The sequence below is a fragment of the Chloroflexus sp. genome, assembly GCF_034434295.1.
In the GTDB taxonomy this organism is placed as follows: domain Bacteria; phylum Chloroflexota; class Chloroflexia; order Chloroflexales; family Chloroflexaceae; genus Chloroflexus.
On sequence record NZ_DAOTZQ010000109.1, the window covers coordinates 17,164 to 34,631 of the forward strand.

Consider the following 17,468-nt stretch of genomic DNA (forward strand, 5'->3'; position numbering starts at 1 on the left):
GGTCGGCGAAAGGGAGATGCTATAATGGCCTCCGCAAGACGGTTGGTTTCGGCAACGGCTTGGGGAGGGCACATTGATCAGGCTCGACAATTTATTGTACGGAGTACAACCTCGTGCGACACGACAGGCGGTAACGCTGCCACCATCCTGGGCCAGTTGTCAGATTGGCCAGGTCGTAACCGATTCGCGCGAAGTGACGCCGGGATCGCTCTTTGTAGCATTAACCGGCGAACGTACCGATGGACACCGTTTTCTGGCCGATGTGGTGACACGCGGTGCTGCGGCAGCGCTGGTTTCACCAGAAAAAGTGACTGCGCTGGCCTCCGATCTCGACACAGTTGCTCGCCCCTGGCGGTTGATCGAACCGGCGCAGGCTCAGACTCTGGTAACCGTTCCGCCTGACGCATGTCTCCTCATCGCTGTAGACGACCCGCTCTTCGCCTTGCAGCGCGTGGCCGTCTACCATCGACAGATGTTCACGCCGACGGTGATAGGAATCACCGGCAGTGTGGGCAAGACCTCGACAAAAGAGGTTGTGGCGGCAGTCTGTAGCCGACGCCTGCGCACTTTAAAAAGTCAACGTAGTTTTAATAGTGAGGTGACGTTACCGGCAACCTTACTCGGGCTGACTGCCGACCATCAAGTGGCAGTGCTCGAGATGGGGATGTGGGCGGCGGGTGAGATTCGCTTTCTGGCGACGCTTGCCCGCCCTCAAATTGGTATCGTGACCAATGTTGGCCCTTCGCATCTGGAACGGTTGGGAAGTATCGAAGCCATTGCGCATGCAAAGGCCGAATTGCCCGAGTCGTTGCCTGCCGATGGCTGGTGTATCCTTAATGCCGATGACCACCGGGTGGCGGCAATGGCGAGTCGCACTGCTGCTCGGGTGTTGACCTACGGCTACGCGCCAAGTGCCGATGTGCGTTTACTCGACGTGGTGAGCCACGGATTGTACGGGATCGAGCTGACGGTCGGCTGTGAAGGTCAGAGTCATCGCCTGATCACACCACTGATCGGTCGCCACCACGCCTATACGGCGCTGGCAGCCATTGCCACCGGGCTGGTGCTGGAGCTGGATTGGGCAGCCATCGCTGAAGGGCTGCGCGAACCCGGTGATCAGTTGCGGCTGCGGGTCGTAGCCGGACGGAACGGTGTTACTATCATCGATGATACATACAACGCGGCACCACTTTCGACTATCGCTGCGCTACAGGTGCTGGCTGAAACCAATGGGCGGCGGATTGCTGTGTTAGGCGAGATGCTTGAACTGGGTGCAGCCAGCATTGAAGGTCATCAGCAGGTTGGGGGAGCGGCGGCAACGATGGCCGATGTGCTGGTTGCCGTTGGGCGACAGGCGCATACCATGGCCGAGGCAGCACGTTCAGCCGGAATGCCGGCAGAGCAGGTGTTTATATGTGACGATAATGAGGCGGCGATCAACCTGCTGAACCGGTACATCCAGCCCGGTGACTACCTGCTTATCAAAGGGTCGCGCGGCGTACAGATGGAGACGATCGTTGCCGCTTTGCAGGCTACTACTCGTAACGACACAGGAGAAATTGCGTGAGTGTCCTTCGTGCAGTGCTGGTTCAAGATATGGCGCGTGCCCTCTTGCTTGCTGCGGCAGCGTTTGTGTTGACCCTGATCATCGGTGGGTGGTGGGTACGTTTCGCACGCCGGCATAAGTTGGGGAAGCGTATTCGACCGGATGGCCCCCAGAGCCATCTGACCAAGGTGGGCACGCCAACCATGGGCGGCATCATGATCGTGAGCACCGTGTTGATCCTGACGATCCTATTCAACCTGGTTGATCGCTGGTCAATGCTGCTGCCCCTGGGCGTAATGGTAAGTTTTGCCGTTCTGGGTGCGATTGACGACTGGCTGTCGCTGACCGGTTCCCGCTCAAAGACGCATGGCTTTACCGTGCGCTTTAAGTTCTGGATTATGATGGCTGTTGCCTTTGTGGCCAGCTTGGCGCTCTATCTGCCGCAGCCGTATGGTCTGGAGCACGAGGGTCTTGTCCAGATTCCGTTCGTCGGTGAAGTAAACATCGGGTTGTGGTTTATTCCGATTGCAGTACTGATCATCGTCTTTATCTCGAATGCAGTCAATATCACCGACGGTCTCGATAGCCTGGCCGGTTGGAATCTGACTCTCGCCTTTGGTGCATATGGCGTAATAACGTTCCTCGCCGAGCCACGCCTGACCAATCTGATGGCCTTCTGCTTCACCGTAGTGGGTGCCTGCGCTGCTTTTCTCTGGTATAACGCTTATCCGGCGCAGGTGTTTATGGGTGATCTGGGTGCCCTGGCGCTTGGTGCAACGCTGGCTGTGGTGGCGTTACAATCGCAGCAGTGGTTGCTCTTGCCGGTGATCGGGGTTGTGTTTGTGGTGGAAGCGTTGTCCACCATGATTCAGACCGGCTATTTCAAATGGACGAAATGGCGGTACGGCGAAGGGCGGCGTATCTTCAAGATGGCACCACTCCATCACCATTTTGAATTGCTCGGCTGGAGTCAACCGCAAGTAACGCAGCGCTTTGTCTTGATCGGCACCGTGGCCGCAATGGTTGGTATCTCGCTGGCGCTGATTTTTGGCCCACCTGCGACGGGGATACAGGTCGATCAACCGGCGATAATGGTGATTGAAGGTGATGGGAGCCGGTAATGGTAGCGGTGGCAGGAAAACGGGTGCTTGTCATGGGGCTTGGGGTTCACGGCGGTGGCCTGGGAGTGGCACGCTGGCTCTTACGCCATGGTGCCGACGTGACCGTAACCGATCTTGCTGCGGCAGAGATGCTGGCCGAACCGAAAGCCCACCTTGATGCATTTGCCGCCGAGATCGGGAAGCAGGTGCACTACACATTGGGCGAACATCGGGCCGAAGATATTCAGGCCGCCGATCTACTGGTGGTTAATCCGGCGGTGCGTCCCGACTCACCCTGGCTGGCGCTCGCCCGCTCGTATGGGGTCAGAATCGAAACCGAGATGACCCTCTTCTTTCGAGCCTGCCCCGGCCCTATCCTGGGAGTGACCGGTACGAAAGGAAAGACAACCACGACCCTGATGCTGGCAGCGATGATCCGGCAACGCTACCCTGATGCAGTTATCGCCGGGAATTTGCGCATTTCGGCCTTAGATGCTCTCGAAAAGATCGGGCCGCAGACACCGGTTGTGCTGGAGCTGAGCAGCTTTCAACTCGAACGACTCGGTGAAGCCGGGTTAAGCCCGGATTATGCACTGCTGACCAATCTGGGCATTGACCATCTCAACTGGCATGGCTCGTTTGCGGCCTACGCGAACGCCAAGCGCCAGATCATGGCACATCAGGACGAAGATGGAATTGCGGTTTTACCACCAGAGCAGGCTAAAACCTGGGGTCGTGGCCGGAGTGGCATCATCAGTTTCAGTCTCTCTGATCCGACGGCTGCTGCAACGGTTGATGCCGATGGGTATCTGCGCTATCGTGATGTGATACTCGCGCATCGTTCTGATCTGCGCTTACCCGGCACCCACAATCTGGCCAATGCCCTGGCGGCGGCTACGTTGGCCTACCATGTTGGAATCGAACCGCAAGCGATTGTAGCGGCACTCCGTAAGATGACAACGGTTGAACACCGGCTGGAGCTAGTCGCAACCATTGATGGAGTGCGGTATATCAATGATACAACGGCGACGAATCCATCAGCAACAGCGGCAGCATTGGCGACTGTCGCGGGGCCGATTGTATTGATCGCTGGTGGTGCTGATAAAGACCTTGATCTGGTATACCTGGCGGATACCATTGCGCAGGGCGCTGCGGCTGTCGTGTTGTTACAGGGAAGTGCAACACCTCGATTGCAGACGCTCTTGAGCCAGTACGCACCACAAATACCGCTTGCCGGGCCTTTTACCGATCTATCTACCGCGGTGGCAACGGCCCGCTCATTGGCTCAACCCGGTGGTGCAGTCTTGCTTTCGCCCGGATGTGCCAGTTTCGGCATGTTTCGGAATGAGTTTCACCGTGGTGAGGCGTTTCGCCAGATCGTGCGCGAGTTGGCTGACGGTCGCGCCGGGGAGCAGAAGTATGACCCGTCCACCTGATGAATCCGACGATATTGAAGCATTTCTGCGTCGAGCCGAGCGCGAGTTTGGCCGTCGTCCCGATTTGCCGGAAGAACCACCGCCACCTCCACCCCGCCCCGCCCCACCTCGCCCGTTCGTGACACAGAGTTTGCTCTGGGCGATAGGGATTGTCTACGTTCTGAGTTGTGTGCTCAGTGGATCGTTCTTTCAACCGGCATTTCCAGTACTGGCAGTCCTGGGGGCGAAGATCAACGAGCGGATTGCCAATGGTGAACTATGGCGGTTGTTGACCGCGGTTTTTCTGCACGCGAACCTGATCCATATCTTCTTCAACGGGTATGCGCTCTCGGTGTTAGGGCCAGAGACCGAACGTTTTTATGGCCATGGCCGTTTTCTCGCTCTTTATCTGCTCAGTGGACTCGGTGGCAGTATCGCGTCATACGCTCTCTCACCGGCACCGGCAGTGGGAGCGAGTGGGGCAATCTTCGGTCTGATTGGTGGTCTGGGTGTGTTCTACTATCTCAACCGTCGGGTATTGGGTGAGTTTGGCCAAAATCAGGTGCGTGGCATTGTGGCAATTGCTTTAATTAATCTGTTGATCGGTTTTGCAGCCCAAGGCGTGATCGATAACTGGGGGCATCTTGGTGGATTGCTCAGTGGCATTGTGATCGGCGTTGCCCTTGCTCCCCGCCTGACCATCGATCTACGCTTTTTTCCACCGTTGTTCATTCGCCGCTTCCCGATACAGGGCTGGTTGTGGGTGTTTGCCATTGCGCTGGTGATGATTGTCCTGGTACGTCTGGTAACGCCAGCGTAGCGTGGCTGATTGGGAAGTCGGCATTTTGTGAAGGAAAGAAGAGGAGTATGGTCAAGAGTGATGGATCGCGCCCAACACATTTGCTCTTTGACCGCACCCATCGCCCGCCAGACCGGGTATTACTGGCTACCGTGATTGGGTTAACGGCATTTGGTCTGATTATGGTCTACAGCGCCAGCTTTGTTGAGGCTTCGGTGTTGTACAGTAATCCATTCTACTATCTGTTGCGGCAGGCAACCGGAGCAGTGATTGGGCTGGTAGCGCTGTGGTTTATGCAACGGATTGACTGTCGGGTCTGGCAACACTATTCGATACAGTTGATGACAGTGGCATTAGTGTTGCTGGTACTGGTGCTGATCTTACCGGCCAGTATGACCGAGGTGAATGGTTCGCGGTCGTGGATTCGGTTTGGTGAAGGATGGCTGGGGGTATTGAGCATTCAACCCGCCGAGTTTGTCAAGCTGGCTGTGATCATCTACTTTGCCCACTGGCTCTCGCGACGTGGTCATCGATTGGGGAATGTAGCTTATGGTCTGGCGCCGTTTGCAGTGATACTGGGGTTTATCTGTGGCCTGATCATGTTGCAGCCGGATTTGGGTACCACGATTATCATTCTGATGATTGGCGGCACCATTTTCTTTGCTGCTGGTGCAAATCTGTTGCATGTGACCGGGGCCGCGTTGCTGGCATCGGTTGCCTTCTTCGCCCTGATCGTCACTTTTCGCAGTGGGCGCTGGCAGGCTTTTCTCGATCCCTGGTCGCGGGCCAGTGCAGAAGGGTATCAGATCATTCATTCGCTATACGCCTTTGGCAGTGGTGGTCTGTTTGGGCAGGGTGTGGGAATGAGCCGGCAAAAGCATCTCTGGCTTCCGCAACCACATACTGATACAATCTACGCAATTATCGGTGAAGAGTGGGGATTGCTGGGCACGCTGGCCGTCCTCGTAGCCTTTGTGATTATTGCGGTACGTGGTTATCGAATTGCTGCGCGTGCGCCATCTCCCTTTGCCGCCCTGGTTGCGGTGGGGATCACGTCGTGGATCGTGTTTCAGGCGTTCGTGAATATTGCGGTCACTGTAGCACTAATACCGTTTACCGGTCTTACGCTACCGTTTCTGTCATACGGCAGTTCATCGTTGATTAGTTGCTTAATGGCTACCGGTATCCTGTTGAATATTTCTCGCCATGTCGATCAGTCAAACTCACATACCACAGCCACAGTCGTATCCACTGCCGACAAAGACGTTACGCCTCATCCTGTCGGGTGGCGGCACTGGCGGTCACGTCTATCCGGCGCTGGCAGTCGCCCACGCCCTCGCTAATCAGGCACACGTCGTGTACGTGGGGAGTGTTGGGGGGATGGAAGAACGCATCGTGGCGCGGGAAAGCCGTCTGCCTTTTCAGGCATTACCGGCAGCAGCTGTGCGTGGTCGGGGACCGGTTCAGGCAACTCGTGCCCTGATCACGCTGCTGCGCGGTGTGATCGCAGCCGGGCACTTACTGGCCCGCGAGCAACCGGCAGCTATTCTGGGTACCGGTGGGTATGTCTGTGTGCCACTCTTCGTTGCGGCAAAGCTACGTCGGGTGCCGACGATGATCTATCTGCCGGATGTTGTGCCAGGGCTGGCAGTGCGGATGCTCAGCCGCATTGCCGATCTTACAGCAGTCAATGTCAGCGACTCATTACCACGGTTGGGCTTGCGTGAGGGAGATCGGCGGGCATTGGTGACCGGCTATCCGGTGCGGGATGAATTATTTACCACTGATCGGGCAACGGCACGGGCCGCATTTGGTATTCCACCGGATCAAACAGTGTTACTGGTGTATGGTGGTAGTCGTGGCGCACGCAGTATTAATCGGGCAATCGCTGCCCTCCTGCCGATGCTGCTGCCACTCTGCACCATTATTCACGTCTGTGGGCGCGAAGGTGATCAGGTCTGGCTGGAGGAAGCAGCGGCACGTCTTGAGCCAGCCTTGCGTGCACGTTACCTGCTCTTCCCCTACCTGGAGAGTGGACACGCGCAAAGTATGACAGCCGCGCTGGTGGCGGCGGATGTCACTGTTTGCCGGAGTGGAGCGTCAACTCTTGCCGAGTTGCCGGCGGTCGGTCTGCCGGCGGTGTTGGTACCATACCCGTATGTTCATCAGGATGAGAATGCCGATTATCTGGTGCAACGGGGTGCTGCGCTGAAGGTGGCCGATCAGGCAATGCTCGGTGATGGAGCACCCGCAGAGGGGCCACTGGCGAGCGCAATCCGACAATTGGTGATCGATCAGGAGCAGCGGAAACAGATGGCAGCACGCAGCCGCGATCTGGCCCGTCCTGATGCAGCGCAAAGGTTGGCCGAAGCACTACTTGACCTCGCATCGAGGAGTTCAGCATGATTGAGCAATGGATGATAATCCCGCTTGCGCAGCCGGTCATTACACTCAATTTGAATGGTGTGGCCATTTTGCTCATTCTGATGGCGTTGGGCGGCTATGCCGGCTATCAGCAGGGTATGCGGAACCTGTTGACCCTGGCACTCTGGACGATTATTGCCTATATCACCTGCGTGCAGGGTGGCGATTTTATCGTTGGTTTGATCAATCGCTTATGGGTTAATGCACCGCGATTTGTGGCCTTTCTGATCGGCAATGATCCTTCGCTGGTGCCGCCGCTGGATCCGTTGATCACACCGGGATTTCAGGTTCCGCTCTTTTTCCGGCTGATGGCGTTTATTGCGCTGATCCTGTTGGGTCTGTTTTTCGATAGTAAAGCGGCCTGGAAAGGCCCCCCCAAGGAGCGATTGGCGCGGCCATTAGGATTGTTTGTTGGTGCGTTGATTGCTCTACTATGGACAAACGCTGCGGTGGTCTTTTGGCGCGAGTTTGTGAACAATGGTGGCATTCTTGAGGGCCCGATTGCCACATTATTGAATGTATTGCCCGACGTGAGCATTTTGTTGCCATCACTGATTGCGATCTTCTTTATGATTTTAGGGTTGATTATTTTGTTCAACTTTCCGAAGGTTTGGAAACCGTGAGTCACTACCATATCATCGGGATTGCCGGCGCAGGGATGAGTGCGATTGCCCATCTGCTGCTCGACCAGGGTCATACGGTGAGCGGTTCGGACTTGACCGCGAACCACGCCACGGCTGCGCTCCAGGCTCGGGGTGTGCAAGTCTGGCGTGGTCATGATCCGGCGTATGTGCAGGGTGCCGATATTGTTCTGGCTACAGCAGCAATTCGTGGCACTCACCCTGAATTAGAGGCGGCTGCGACGGCAGGGATCCCTCGCCTTAGTCGGGCCGACTTGTGGCGTCTGTGGTCAGAACAGCGCCCGGTGATTGCTATCGCCGGGACGCATGGCAAAACCACAACCACCGCATTGACAGCGCTGGCGTTGCGCGGTGCCGGTATCAGGTGTGGTTTTCTGATCGGTGCTGATGTACCGGCGCTGGGTGGGAGTGCACAATGGGGCGATCCAGAAGCACCACTGGTGATCGAAGCCGATGAATACGACCGGGTCTTTCTGGCGCTGACACCGGCACTGGCGATCATTACCAATGTCGAATGGGATCATCCCGATGTCTACCCCACGCCATCCGAGTACACGGCAGCCTTTGCCGCCTTTGCCCGCCAGGTGCGTGATCCACGCCGGTTACTGGTCTGCGCCGATGATCCTGGTGCCCTCGCCCTCGTCGAACAGAGTGAAGCCCGTTTGTACGGGATCGATGAGCACATCGCCACCGATCCGGTCTCTTGTCGGCTGGCCCCACTCGACTGGACGGCGAGTAGTGTGAGAGTAGCCTCGACCGGTCAACAGTTTGATCTCTGGTACTACGACCGGCGTTCGTTCGGGCGACGGCTGTCCGCGACGGTCACGTTGGCTATTCCTGGTGAGCATAATGTGCGAAATGCAACCGCAGCACTGGCAGCGGCTGCGCTATGGGGCGCCGATCTGCGTACAGCCGTCACTGCACTGGCAGAGTATCGTGGCAGTAGCCGCCGGTTTGAGTGGCGGGGTGATGTTGGTGGGATCACGGTGATTGACGATTATGCCCATCACCCGACCGAGGTGCAGGCCACCCTTTTGGCTGCCCGTCAGCGCTATCCGGATCGACGTCTGATCGTCTATTTGCAACCGCACACCTTCAGCCGGACGCATAGCCTTTGGGAACAGTGGCCGGTAGCGTTTCGTGAGGCAGCCGTGGTGCTGGTCGGCGATATTTATCCGGCCCGTGAGCAGGGCGATCCGGTCGCGCTAGCCCAATCACTGGTTGCCCATCTGATTGCGCATGGTATTCCGGCTCGTTATGCCGGACCATCGGCACTCGCGCCATCCGCACTGCTTGCGGTAGCGCAATCCGGTGATGTCGTGCTGACCCTGGGGGCTGGTGATAGCGATCAGGTGGCAGCAGCATTTCTCGAACAGCGCAGCGCAATGTCAGAGGAGAGATGAGATGCCAGTTGCATTACCGGTAACGTTATACCCCGATGAACCAATGGCGCGTCATTCGTCGTGGCGTGCCGGAGGAAGGGCGCGTTATTATGCTGAGCCGGCCACACCCGATGAAGCCATTGCGCTGGCGGCCTGGGCCAGAGAGCAGCAGTTGCCGTTGATCTGGATTGGTCGCGGAACGAATTTACTTGTACGCGACGAAGGATTTGACGGCGTGATTGCCTCGTATCGCGGGCAACGCTGGGAACTGATCGAACACGGCGAGACTGCTGAAGTATGGATTGAAGCCGGTGCGCCAATGGCCGGAACGGCCCGGCGGCTGGCAGCAATGGGGTGGGCCGGTCTGGAGTGGGCTGAGGGCCTGCCCGGTGCAGTTGGTGGTGCGATTGTTGGCAATGCCGGTTGTTATGGCGGGAGTGTAGCCGAAGTGCTCATGACTGCTGATCTGCTGCTCAATGGTAGCGAATGCGTTGAATGGTCAGTACACGATCTGGCATACACCTATCGCGAGAGTGCGCTCAAACAACTGCTGCATGCCGACATCCCACCACTGGTACTGGCTGGACGTTTTCGCTTGCGGCGCGGCGATCCGGTGGCATTGACGGCGCGGATGAAAACGATTGCTGCCGCACGCAAACAGAAGACGCCGGCAGGTAGTTCGTGCGGCAGTGTGTTCAAAAATCCGGCAGGTGATTTTGCCGGTCGTCTAATTGAAGCTGCCGGTCTCAAAGGTGTACGGATCGGTGATGCAGAGATTAGTACGTTACACGCCAATTACATCATCAATCGTGGGCAGGCACGAGCCGCCGATATTCTGGCGTTGATTGATCTGGCGCGCACGAAAGTTGCTGAGCAATTTGAGATTACGCTTCAGCTTGAAGTGCGGGTTATTTAGAGGTTGAGATGATCAAAATAGCGAACAAAATACCGAAAAAAGATCAGTATAAACGAAATAATAAGCAAAATTGGATTGCCGTGCTCGTTGTTGTAGATAACGATCGTCTCACCGATCGATCCGTGTGGTAGAGGAGGCAGTGAATGACCAATTCGATCACCGTTGCCGTCGTGTTTGGCGGGCAAAGTGGCGAGCACGAAGTGTCATTAGTATCAGCCCACGCCGTGATGAGCAATCTTGATCCGGTGCGCTACCAGATTGAAGCGATCGGTATTGGCAAAGACGGTCAGTGGTGGCATGGGCCTGGGGCACTGGCAAAACTGATGGCCGAAGCCGATCCTGCCCGGTTGCCGGCCAGTGCGGCGCAGGTTGCAGCGGGGCCGGTGCATGCGCTTGGGCGCGTTGGTGCGCCCGGATGGGAGCTACCTGCGGCTGATGTTATCTTCCCGGTTTTACATGGTCCGTATGGCGAAGATGGCACCATTCAGGGGTTGTTTGAGCTGGCCGGTCGGCCGTATGTCGGGTGTGGCGTGGCGGCCAGTGCGGTTGGGATGGACAAAGGTCTGATGAAAGCCGCGTTCGCTGCTGCCGGCTTGCCGGTGTTACCGTGGGTGTTGGTACGTCGTAGCGAACTGGCTGATGAGCCTGGCCTGTGTGCGCGGCTTGAGGCGGCCCTGCGCTATCCGATGTTTGTGAAACCGGCCAATCTCGGCAGTAGTGTGGGAGTGAGTAAAGTTCGTGATCGAGCCGAATTGCTGGCCGGTCTCCACGAAGCGGCTCGCTATGATCGGCGGCTTATCGTCGAGCAGGGTATCCCGGCACGCGAAATTGAAATCTCTGTATTGGGGAATGATGAGGTCGTTGCCAGTATTCCCGGCGAGATCATTCCTGCCGGCGAATGGTATGACTACCACGCCAAGTATATTGACGGCGGTTCGCAGACGATAGTACCTGCCGATCTCAGCCCAGCGCAGATCACGCAGGTACAGGAACTGGCAATGCGGGCGTTTCAGGCTATTGATGGGGCTGGCCTGGCGCGAGTAGATTTTCTACTCGACCGTGAGCAGGGCACACTCTGGGTGAATGAAGTGAATACGATGCCCGGCTTTACCCCGATCAGCATGTACCCCAAAATGTGGGCAGCAAGCGGCCTGTCATACGCTCAGTTGCTGGATCGACTGGTTGATCTGGCACTGGAGCGTGCCAGGTGGTAGGAGATAGAGAGCATGGAATACAATCCGCCAAATACTCGTGAACGAATCGCCGCCCGCCGTCAGCGTATGCGGCGAAACAGCACCGAGCCGGTCGTGCCCGGTTGGCGCTGGCGATTGCGTGAAGGCTTACGGAGCGGGCGGATTGTCAGCGGTATCGTGTTTGTCATCAGTTGTTTTGCACTCTTCTACGTCCTGTTCAGCAGTCGGTTTCGGGTACAGACGGTCGAAGTTGTGGGGGCTGAGTTTTTAAGCCCGGAGCGCATTGTTGCCGCCGTTCCACTGCGGGGGCTACCGATCTGGCTGGTTAATGAAGAGCAGGCAGTTGCGCCATTGTTAACCAGTCCGTTTGTAGAAGAAGCCCGGCTGACGCTCAGTTTACCTGATCGAGCACGGATTGTGATTGTCGAGCGCCAACCGGCGATTTACTGGCGAACCGGCGGGGTTGATTATCTGGTTGATCGGCAGGGATATGTGATCGAAGCTGCTGCAATACTGCCCGCCGAAGATGAGTTAGTGATTGTTGATAGCTCAAATCTGCCGGTCGAGCCGGGGATGCGATTGGATACCGATGCGCTGACGCTGGCGCGTGAACTGGCTTTTGTGTTGCCCAACCAGATCGGATTACATCCGGCACAGATCGGGTGGGATTTTGGTCTAGGGGTCTTTGTGCGCACAGCGCAGGATCAAATGATTGTTTTTGGCCGTAGTGAAAGGCTTGAACGCAAATTAACAATTCTGGCATATTTACTCGCCGATGGCACACCGTTTACCTATCTTGATCTACGACCAGTCAATCCATTTTATCAATATCGTCCCGGCGGCAGCTCATGAATGACACCCGTTGGGGCAGGCAGCGAGGACACTATGGCACGCACCATGGCACGCACCATTGTTGGCATAGATGTAGGGACAAGTAAAATCTGTACCATCGTCGGCCAGATCGGTGATGGACGACGGCTGAACATTCTCGGTGTTGGGATGGTGCCCAGCCGTGGGATCGACAAGGGGGTGGTTGTCAATATTGACGATGCCGCTACTGCGATTGAAGCCAGCCTGGAAAAGGCTGAACGCGCCAGTGGTTTGCGGATCAATCACGCCTTTGTCGGGGTTGCCGGTCGTCATATTTCGTCACTGAACAGTCGGGGAGTGGCAGCCGTTCAGAATCCCGACGGGATCACCCGACAAGACGTGGCGCGGGCAGTGGAAGCAGCGCAACTGGTAGCGTTACCCACCCAGCGCGAGATCATTCACGTCATTCCCCGTACCTATGTAATTGATGGCAATGATGGGATTCGCGATCCGATTGGGATGAGTGGGCTGCGTCTTGAGGTGGAGACACACATCATCACTGGCGAGGCGATGGCAATTCAGAACCTGATCCGGAGCGTCGAACGGGCGGGTGTGCAGATTGATGATCTGGTCTTGCAGCCGCTGGCTGCCGCCGAGGCAGTGCTCAGCGATGACGATAAAGAGCGGGGTGTGATGCTCATCGATATTGGTGGCGCAACCACCGATCTCGCCATTTTTGCCCAGGGTGGGGTATGGCATACCGGGGTAATCCCGGTTGGTGGGCAGCACTTCACCAACGATATTGTCTATGTCTTGCATACGCCGCCGAATACCGCCGAGTATTTAAAACTGCGCTACGGCAGCGCAATCGCCGGTAATCCGCCCGCACCGGGTGATGAGAGTGATCTCATCGATGCGGAAACATTGACGGTAGGCGAAAAGCAACAGATCAGTGCTCATCTCTTGAAGCAAGTCTTGCAGGCACGTGCCGAGGAACTGATTGAGCTAATCGTTGCTGAAGCCCGCCGGAGCGGCTACGAAGGCATGCTACCGGCCGGCATTGTCTTGACCGGAGGTGGGGCACAGCTCAGTCACTTCGACGATCTCTTGCGTGAAGACCTGGGATTACCGGTACGAATCGGTATTCCAGGTGGGTTGGGGGGGCTCACCGACTCACTCGACTCACCGGCATATGCGACGGCCGTTGGGCTTTTGCGATGGGGAGTGCGCTATGGCGGGCGGCCGCCTGAGCAGTCCTCGTCTGATGATACGAGTTCACTTTACGAGCGCTTCCGCCGCTGGTTGCGCGAATTATTGCCATAACTACCAGTTCAAGGAGGGTTACACATGGTTGATCGCAGCAGCAATGGCTTCTCGTTGGAAGACTTCGCTCAGATCAAAGTCATTGGCGTTGGCGGCGGCGGCAGCAACGCAGTTGATCGCATGATTGCTGCCGGCGTACAGGGAGTTGAGTTTATCACGGTGAATACCGATGTCCAGGCTCTGATGCACTCGCTGGCGCCGGTGCGGATTCGGATCGGCGATAAACTGACCCGTGGTCTCGGCAGTGGTGGTAATCCGGTTATCGGTCAGAAAGCTGCCGAGGAGAACCAGGAAGACATCTACGAGCAGTTGAAGGGGGCCGATATGGTCTTCGTCGCTGCCGGGATGGGTGGCGGTACCGGTACCGGTGCATCGCCGATCATTGCCGGGATTGCCCACGATCTCGGCGCGTTGACCGTTGGTGTGGTGACGCGCCCCTTCACCTTCGAGGGCAATCATCGCCGAAAGGTCGCTGAGGCCGGGATCGAGCAGTTGCGCCCGGTTGTCGATACGCTGATCGTGATTCCCAACGACCGTCTGTTGCAGACGGCCAGCAAGAATACGACCTTCCAGCAGGCGTTTCTGATGGCTGATGATGTTCTGCGCCAGGGCATTCAGGGTATTTCCGATTTGATCACTCAACGTGGCTTGATCAATGTTGACTTCGCCGACGTTAAGACCATCATGGCCCAGCAGGGTTCGGCGCTGATGGCGGTTGGCTTCGGCAAAGGCGATACACGAGCACTCGATGCCGTGAATCAGGCAATTGCCAGCCCATTGCTTGAAGTGAGTATTGATGGCGCCAAAGGCGTACTCTTTAACATCACCGGTGGTGAGGATTTAGGGATTATGGAGGTTTACGAGGCTGCTGATATTGTGGCCAAACAAGTCGATCCCGACGCCAATATCATTATCGGCGCGGTGATCGATCCAAACTTCCCGCCCGGTGAGATCAAGATTACGCTCATTGCGACTGGCTTTGATGTCAATCGCAACTCGAATGTGCAGCGCACTCGCTCGTACCCGACGGTAGCGACCAGCACCGGCCAGGCAACCGGGCAGATTGGCAGTCAGGCAACCCAGCAGCGACCACGCCAGCCGGCCCAGACACCGCCGACACCGCCAGTGCAGCCGGTACGACCGGCGATCACGAACGATGATCTCGATATTCCGCCCTTCCTGCGTGGACGTGATCGCAATCGCCAGCGTTAAGGTATGGGTAGCATGCGGAGCAAGGGTGGGTGAAGGAACGTCTTCACCCACCCTGTGCGGTTGATATGCTGTGTCAGGTCGATTCACTACCTGCCCTACTCAACGGAGTGTAAACCCTAACATCAAAGCCAGGTCGCGTACTACTGCCTGAGCCGCACTCACATCACGGCCTTCTTTTGCACCATCTATGATCATACCGGCCATCGTATGCAGAACAGCCAGGACGGTTGGGGTGTCAAGATCATCGTCCATTGCAGCAACGACATCCTCACGGCCACGACTAACGTCGAGCGGGCTATGCGAGCCGCCGGTGATACGTAGCGCCTGACGCAGATCGGCTGCGAGTTGTTCGTAGCGCACGAGCACATCACGACGGTAATCAACATCTTCGCGGTAGTGTTCACTCAGCAAATACCAGCGGATCGCATCGGGATGGTGCTCGCGTAAGGCATCGCGGGCAAATACCAGATTCCCCAACGACTTACTCATCTTTTCGCCGTCGAGCCAGACCAGACCGATGTGCATCCAGAAGCGGGCAAAGGGCCGTTTGCCGGTTGCCGACTCACTCTGGGCAATTTCACAGGAATGGTGAGGAAAGATCAGATCAGCCCCGCCGCCGTGAATATCGATCTGCTCACCCAGGTAGCGTTGCGACATCGCGCTACACTCGATATGCCAGCCTGGTCGCCCCAGACCCCAAGGACTCTCCCATTTTGGTTCGTCGGGATTGCCACGCTGCCAGAGCACAAAGTCAAGGGGATCGCGTTTATTGGGGTCGTGCGGGTTATTCCCGCGCTGGTTGGCGATAGCGAGCAATTCGCTATCGCCCATACGGGCCATGCGACCAAAGTCGGGGTCGGTTTGAATACTGAAATAGACATTGCCATCAACCACGTAAGCGTGGCCCAGCTCGATCAGTCGCTCGATGATGGGGATCATCGTGCCAACCTCTTCACTAACCCGCGGGAAGAAAGTTGGCGGCAAGATATTCAGGTCGGCACAATCGGCCCGGAGTTGTCTGATCTGACGTTCGGCCAGCTCATCCCATTGTACGCCATCACGGCGGGCGCGCTCAAACAGCGGATCATCAACATCGGTAACATTCTGGCAGTAGCGCACGGTAGCCCCTTGCCACTGAAGGTAACGCACCAGCACATCAAAGACAATGAAGGTACGAGCATGACCCATGTGGGTGGTGTCGTAAGGGGTGACGCCACAAACGTACAGCGTCACGGGCCGGTCGGTCGGTACAGTGAAGGTTTCGCGGGTTCGTGATAGCGTACTGAAGAGCTGCATAGGAACTATCCTTTGCTGAAACCATCCAGGATGGTTAGTTCGAGTCTCATATAGTATGGTACCACTACTATTGCTTAGACAGATATTGTTGTTTGATGCAGATCATGGTGCAACAACCGGTACCTGAGCTGCGATGGCGGGATCAACCTCAAGCACTGTTGCCGACATCCAGCCACTCTGCCCATCACTGAGGCGTACCAGATACCAGTTGGCCCGTTGCCCCTCCAGTACAACCTCGGTGTTGGCGGGGAGAACGGTAACGACCCGAAACGATGTACCAGGGCCTTGCCGCACGTTTGCTTCCACACTCACCCGTCCGCGCAGCGGGTTGATGGTTGGGGTTATCGTGGGTGATGGGGCCAGCACGATGATCACTGATGTGCGAACCGGCTCTGGTGTGACCGGCGTCACCGTCGGCAAGCGCGGAATGGTCGGGAAGGGGCTGGGAGTTGGGGGAAGGGCTGCTGCCAGATCAATACAGGCTGAAAGGAGAACGAGGCATCCCAGCCACAGACAGCTCCTGGTCAGGTAAAAAATTCGTTGTCTCATAGGCGTACTCGCTATCATCGAACTTCTTACCTGTATCATACCAATCCCGGCAGGAACATGCATGATAAAGAGCGTCTGTGTTACAACACAGACGCTCTTTGTATTTGGTCGGGGCGAGTGGATTTGAACCACCGACCTCCGCGACCCGAACGCGGCGCTCTACCAGGCTGAGCCACGCCCCGTATTGTGAGAGCCAGATAACTCTCGCTGGTGCCGAAGGTGGGACTTGAACCCACACGGGGGTTGATCCCCAGCGGTTTTTGAGACCGCCGCGTCTGCCATTCCGCCACTTCGGCACGACATCGCAGATTATAGCAGTCAATGGCCGGTTCGTCAAGGATAGCACGCCGGGTAAGGATTTGCAACAGGTATGTGTTCAGGAACGAACAGTACTTGCGAGCGTATACAGAAGACGGAACTGAGAGATACCCAGAACGCCATCACCCCTAACCACAGGCACGTAAGCTGCGTTCGCTCATAAAACTGTTCGCCCTTGAACGCGACGGGAGCGGGGAGACCAAAAGCCTGCGCGTGGTATCCCGAAGAAGTGTAGAGCCTGTTTCAAAAACATTTACAAGAAGTTATCTCATTCATTACTGACAGACTCTATGATCATGACGAGCACATACAACATCCTCGTGCCCGGTAGGGTCAACGGCATGCCACGTTCCGGATCGTGAGCATGGCTGCCGCACTCCAATCACGCAACACGTGGATGACGAGCGCACAAGGCAACCAATCCAATGCGTGATGGCACCAGAATAGAACCTATTTCAAAAAACATCTACTATGAAGGTATCTCATTCATTGCCACCCGATTCCTATGGTTGCGACGATCGCGCCCGGCATCCGCGTGACCAGC

At 56.7% G+C, this 17,468-nt stretch carries 15 protein-coding genes and 2 tRNA genes; 13 read left to right on the top strand and 4 right to left on the bottom strand.

The features are described 5' to 3' along the window. Positions 1-73: 73 nt before the first annotated feature. The 13 genes from VAE57_RS15270 (at position 74) to ftsZ (ending at position 14,761) form a co-directional block, all read left to right on the top strand. Positions 74-1,567, top strand: coding sequence for a UDP-N-acetylmuramoyl-tripeptide--D-alanyl-D-alanine ligase (locus tag VAE57_RS15270; protein ID WP_322822721.1), 1,494 nt, complete (start codon positions 74-76; stop codon positions 1,565-1,567). Beyond that, entirely contained in the window at positions 1,564-2,667 is a 1,104-nt protein-coding gene (gene mraY / locus VAE57_RS15275) for a phospho-N-acetylmuramoyl-pentapeptide-transferase (protein ID WP_322822722.1), read from the top strand. Before VAE57_RS15270 ends, mraY begins: the two co-directional genes overlap by 4 nt. Next, entirely contained in the window at positions 2,667-4,082 is a 1,416-nt protein-coding gene (gene murD, locus VAE57_RS15280) for a UDP-N-acetylmuramoyl-L-alanine--D-glutamate ligase (RefSeq protein ID WP_322822723.1), read from the top strand. Before mraY ends, murD begins: the two co-directional genes overlap by 1 nt. Continuing rightward, positions 4,066-4,881, top strand: a complete 816-nt coding sequence (locus tag VAE57_RS15285; RefSeq protein ID WP_322822724.1) for a rhomboid family intramembrane serine protease — start codon at positions 4,066-4,068, stop codon at positions 4,879-4,881. The genes murD and VAE57_RS15285 overlap by 17 nt, the downstream gene beginning before the upstream one ends. A gap of 47 nt (positions 4,882-4,928) precedes the next feature. Continuing rightward, on the top strand, positions 4,929-6,203 hold the full coding sequence (ftsW, locus tag VAE57_RS15290; protein ID WP_322822725.1) for a putative lipid II flippase FtsW: 1,275 nt from the start codon (positions 4,929-4,931) through the stop codon (positions 6,201-6,203). Beyond that, positions 6,178-7,266, top strand: coding sequence for a UDP-N-acetylglucosamine--N-acetylmuramyl-(pentapeptide) pyrophosphoryl-undecaprenol N-acetylglucosamine transferase (locus VAE57_RS15295; RefSeq protein ID WP_322822735.1), 1,089 nt, complete (start codon positions 6,178-6,180; stop codon positions 7,264-7,266). Before ftsW ends, VAE57_RS15295 begins: the two co-directional genes overlap by 26 nt. Continuing rightward, positions 7,263-7,907: a hypothetical protein gene (locus VAE57_RS15300; RefSeq protein ID WP_322822726.1), complete on the top strand. Its 645-nt coding sequence runs from the start codon at positions 7,263-7,265 to the stop codon at positions 7,905-7,907. The genes VAE57_RS15295 and VAE57_RS15300 overlap by 4 nt, the downstream gene beginning before the upstream one ends. After that, positions 7,904-9,328 (top strand): UDP-N-acetylmuramate--L-alanine ligase, encoded by a 1,425-nt coding sequence (gene murC / locus VAE57_RS15305; RefSeq protein WP_322822727.1) that lies wholly within the window; start codon positions 7,904-7,906, stop codon positions 9,326-9,328. The genes VAE57_RS15300 and murC overlap by 4 nt, the downstream gene beginning before the upstream one ends. 1 nt (position 9,329) lies before the next feature. Further along, positions 9,330-10,223, top strand: coding sequence for a UDP-N-acetylmuramate dehydrogenase (murB, locus tag VAE57_RS15310; RefSeq protein ID WP_322822728.1), 894 nt, complete (start codon positions 9,330-9,332; stop codon positions 10,221-10,223). Between the two features lie 143 nt (positions 10,224-10,366). Then, entirely contained in the window at positions 10,367-11,437 is a 1,071-nt protein-coding gene (locus VAE57_RS15315) for a D-alanine--D-alanine ligase family protein (RefSeq protein WP_322822729.1), read from the top strand. Positions 11,438-11,449: 12 nt separating this feature from the next. After that, positions 11,450-12,268 (top strand): cell division protein FtsQ/DivIB, encoded by an 819-nt coding sequence (locus VAE57_RS15320; protein WP_322822730.1) that lies wholly within the window; start codon positions 11,450-11,452, stop codon positions 12,266-12,268. Positions 12,269-12,301: 33 nt separating this feature from the next. Further along, positions 12,302-13,549, top strand: coding sequence for a cell division protein FtsA (gene ftsA, locus VAE57_RS15325; protein ID WP_322822731.1), 1,248 nt, complete (start codon positions 12,302-12,304; stop codon positions 13,547-13,549). 24 nt (positions 13,550-13,573) lie between these two features. After that, positions 13,574-14,761, top strand: coding sequence for a cell division protein FtsZ (ftsZ, locus tag VAE57_RS15330; protein ID WP_322822732.1), 1,188 nt, complete (start codon positions 13,574-13,576; stop codon positions 14,759-14,761). Between the two features lie 99 nt (positions 14,762-14,860). Here ftsZ and cysS read toward each other — a convergent pair whose 3' ends face one another. The 4 genes from cysS to VAE57_RS15350 all read right to left on the bottom strand — a co-directional run bounded on the left by cysS (position 14,861) and on the right by VAE57_RS15350 (position 16,902). Beyond that, positions 14,861-16,057 carry a cysteine--tRNA ligase gene (gene cysS, locus VAE57_RS15335; protein WP_322822733.1) on the bottom strand — a complete coding sequence of 399 codons (1,197 nt, stop codon included), beginning with the start codon at positions 16,055-16,057 and terminating at the stop codon, positions 14,861-14,863. Between the two features lie 102 nt (positions 16,058-16,159). Next, positions 16,160-16,606 carry an SH3 domain-containing protein gene (locus VAE57_RS15340; protein ID WP_322822734.1) on the bottom strand — a complete coding sequence of 149 codons (447 nt, stop codon included), beginning with the start codon at positions 16,604-16,606 and terminating at the stop codon, positions 16,160-16,162. 105 nt (positions 16,607-16,711) lie between these two features. Then, a tRNA-Pro gene (locus tag VAE57_RS15345) sits at positions 16,712-16,788 on the bottom strand. A 26-nt stretch (positions 16,789-16,814) separates the two neighbouring features. Beyond that, positions 16,815-16,902 (bottom strand) — tRNA-Leu (locus VAE57_RS15350). Positions 16,903-17,468: the final 566 nt, after the last annotated feature.

What these genes read in the sequence shown, in the direction of transcription:
- ftsZ (WP_322822732.1), top strand. Translation starts at nt 13,574, where the DNA reads ATGGTTGATCGCAGCAGCAATGGCTTCTCGTTGGAAGACTTCGCTCAG.
- VAE57_RS15315 (WP_322822729.1), top strand. Translation starts at nt 10,367, where the DNA reads ATGACCAATTCGATCACCGTTGCCGTCGTGTTTGGCGGGCAAAGTGGC.
- murD (WP_322822723.1), top strand. Translation starts at nt 2,667, where the DNA reads ATGGTAGCGGTGGCAGGAAAACGGGTGCTTGTCATGGGGCTTGGGGTT.
- cysS (WP_322822733.1), bottom strand. Translation starts at nt 16,057, where the DNA reads ATGCAGCTCTTCAGTACGCTATCACGAACCCGCGAAACCTTCACTGTA.
- ftsW (WP_322822725.1), top strand. Translation starts at nt 4,929, where the DNA reads ATGGTCAAGAGTGATGGATCGCGCCCAACACATTTGCTCTTTGACCGC.
- ftsA (WP_322822731.1), top strand. Translation starts at nt 12,302, where the DNA reads ATGGCACGCACCATGGCACGCACCATTGTTGGCATAGATGTAGGGACA.
- murB (WP_322822728.1), top strand. Translation starts at nt 9,330, where the DNA reads ATGCCAGTTGCATTACCGGTAACGTTATACCCCGATGAACCAATGGCG.
- VAE57_RS15320 (WP_322822730.1), top strand. Translation starts at nt 11,450, where the DNA reads ATGGAATACAATCCGCCAAATACTCGTGAACGAATCGCCGCCCGCCGT.
- VAE57_RS15340 (WP_322822734.1), bottom strand. Translation starts at nt 16,606, where the DNA reads ATGAGACAACGAATTTTTTACCTGACCAGGAGCTGTCTGTGGCTGGGA.
- VAE57_RS15285 (WP_322822724.1), top strand. Translation starts at nt 4,066, where the DNA reads ATGACCCGTCCACCTGATGAATCCGACGATATTGAAGCATTTCTGCGT.
- VAE57_RS15300 (WP_322822726.1), top strand. Translation starts at nt 7,263, where the DNA reads ATGATTGAGCAATGGATGATAATCCCGCTTGCGCAGCCGGTCATTACA.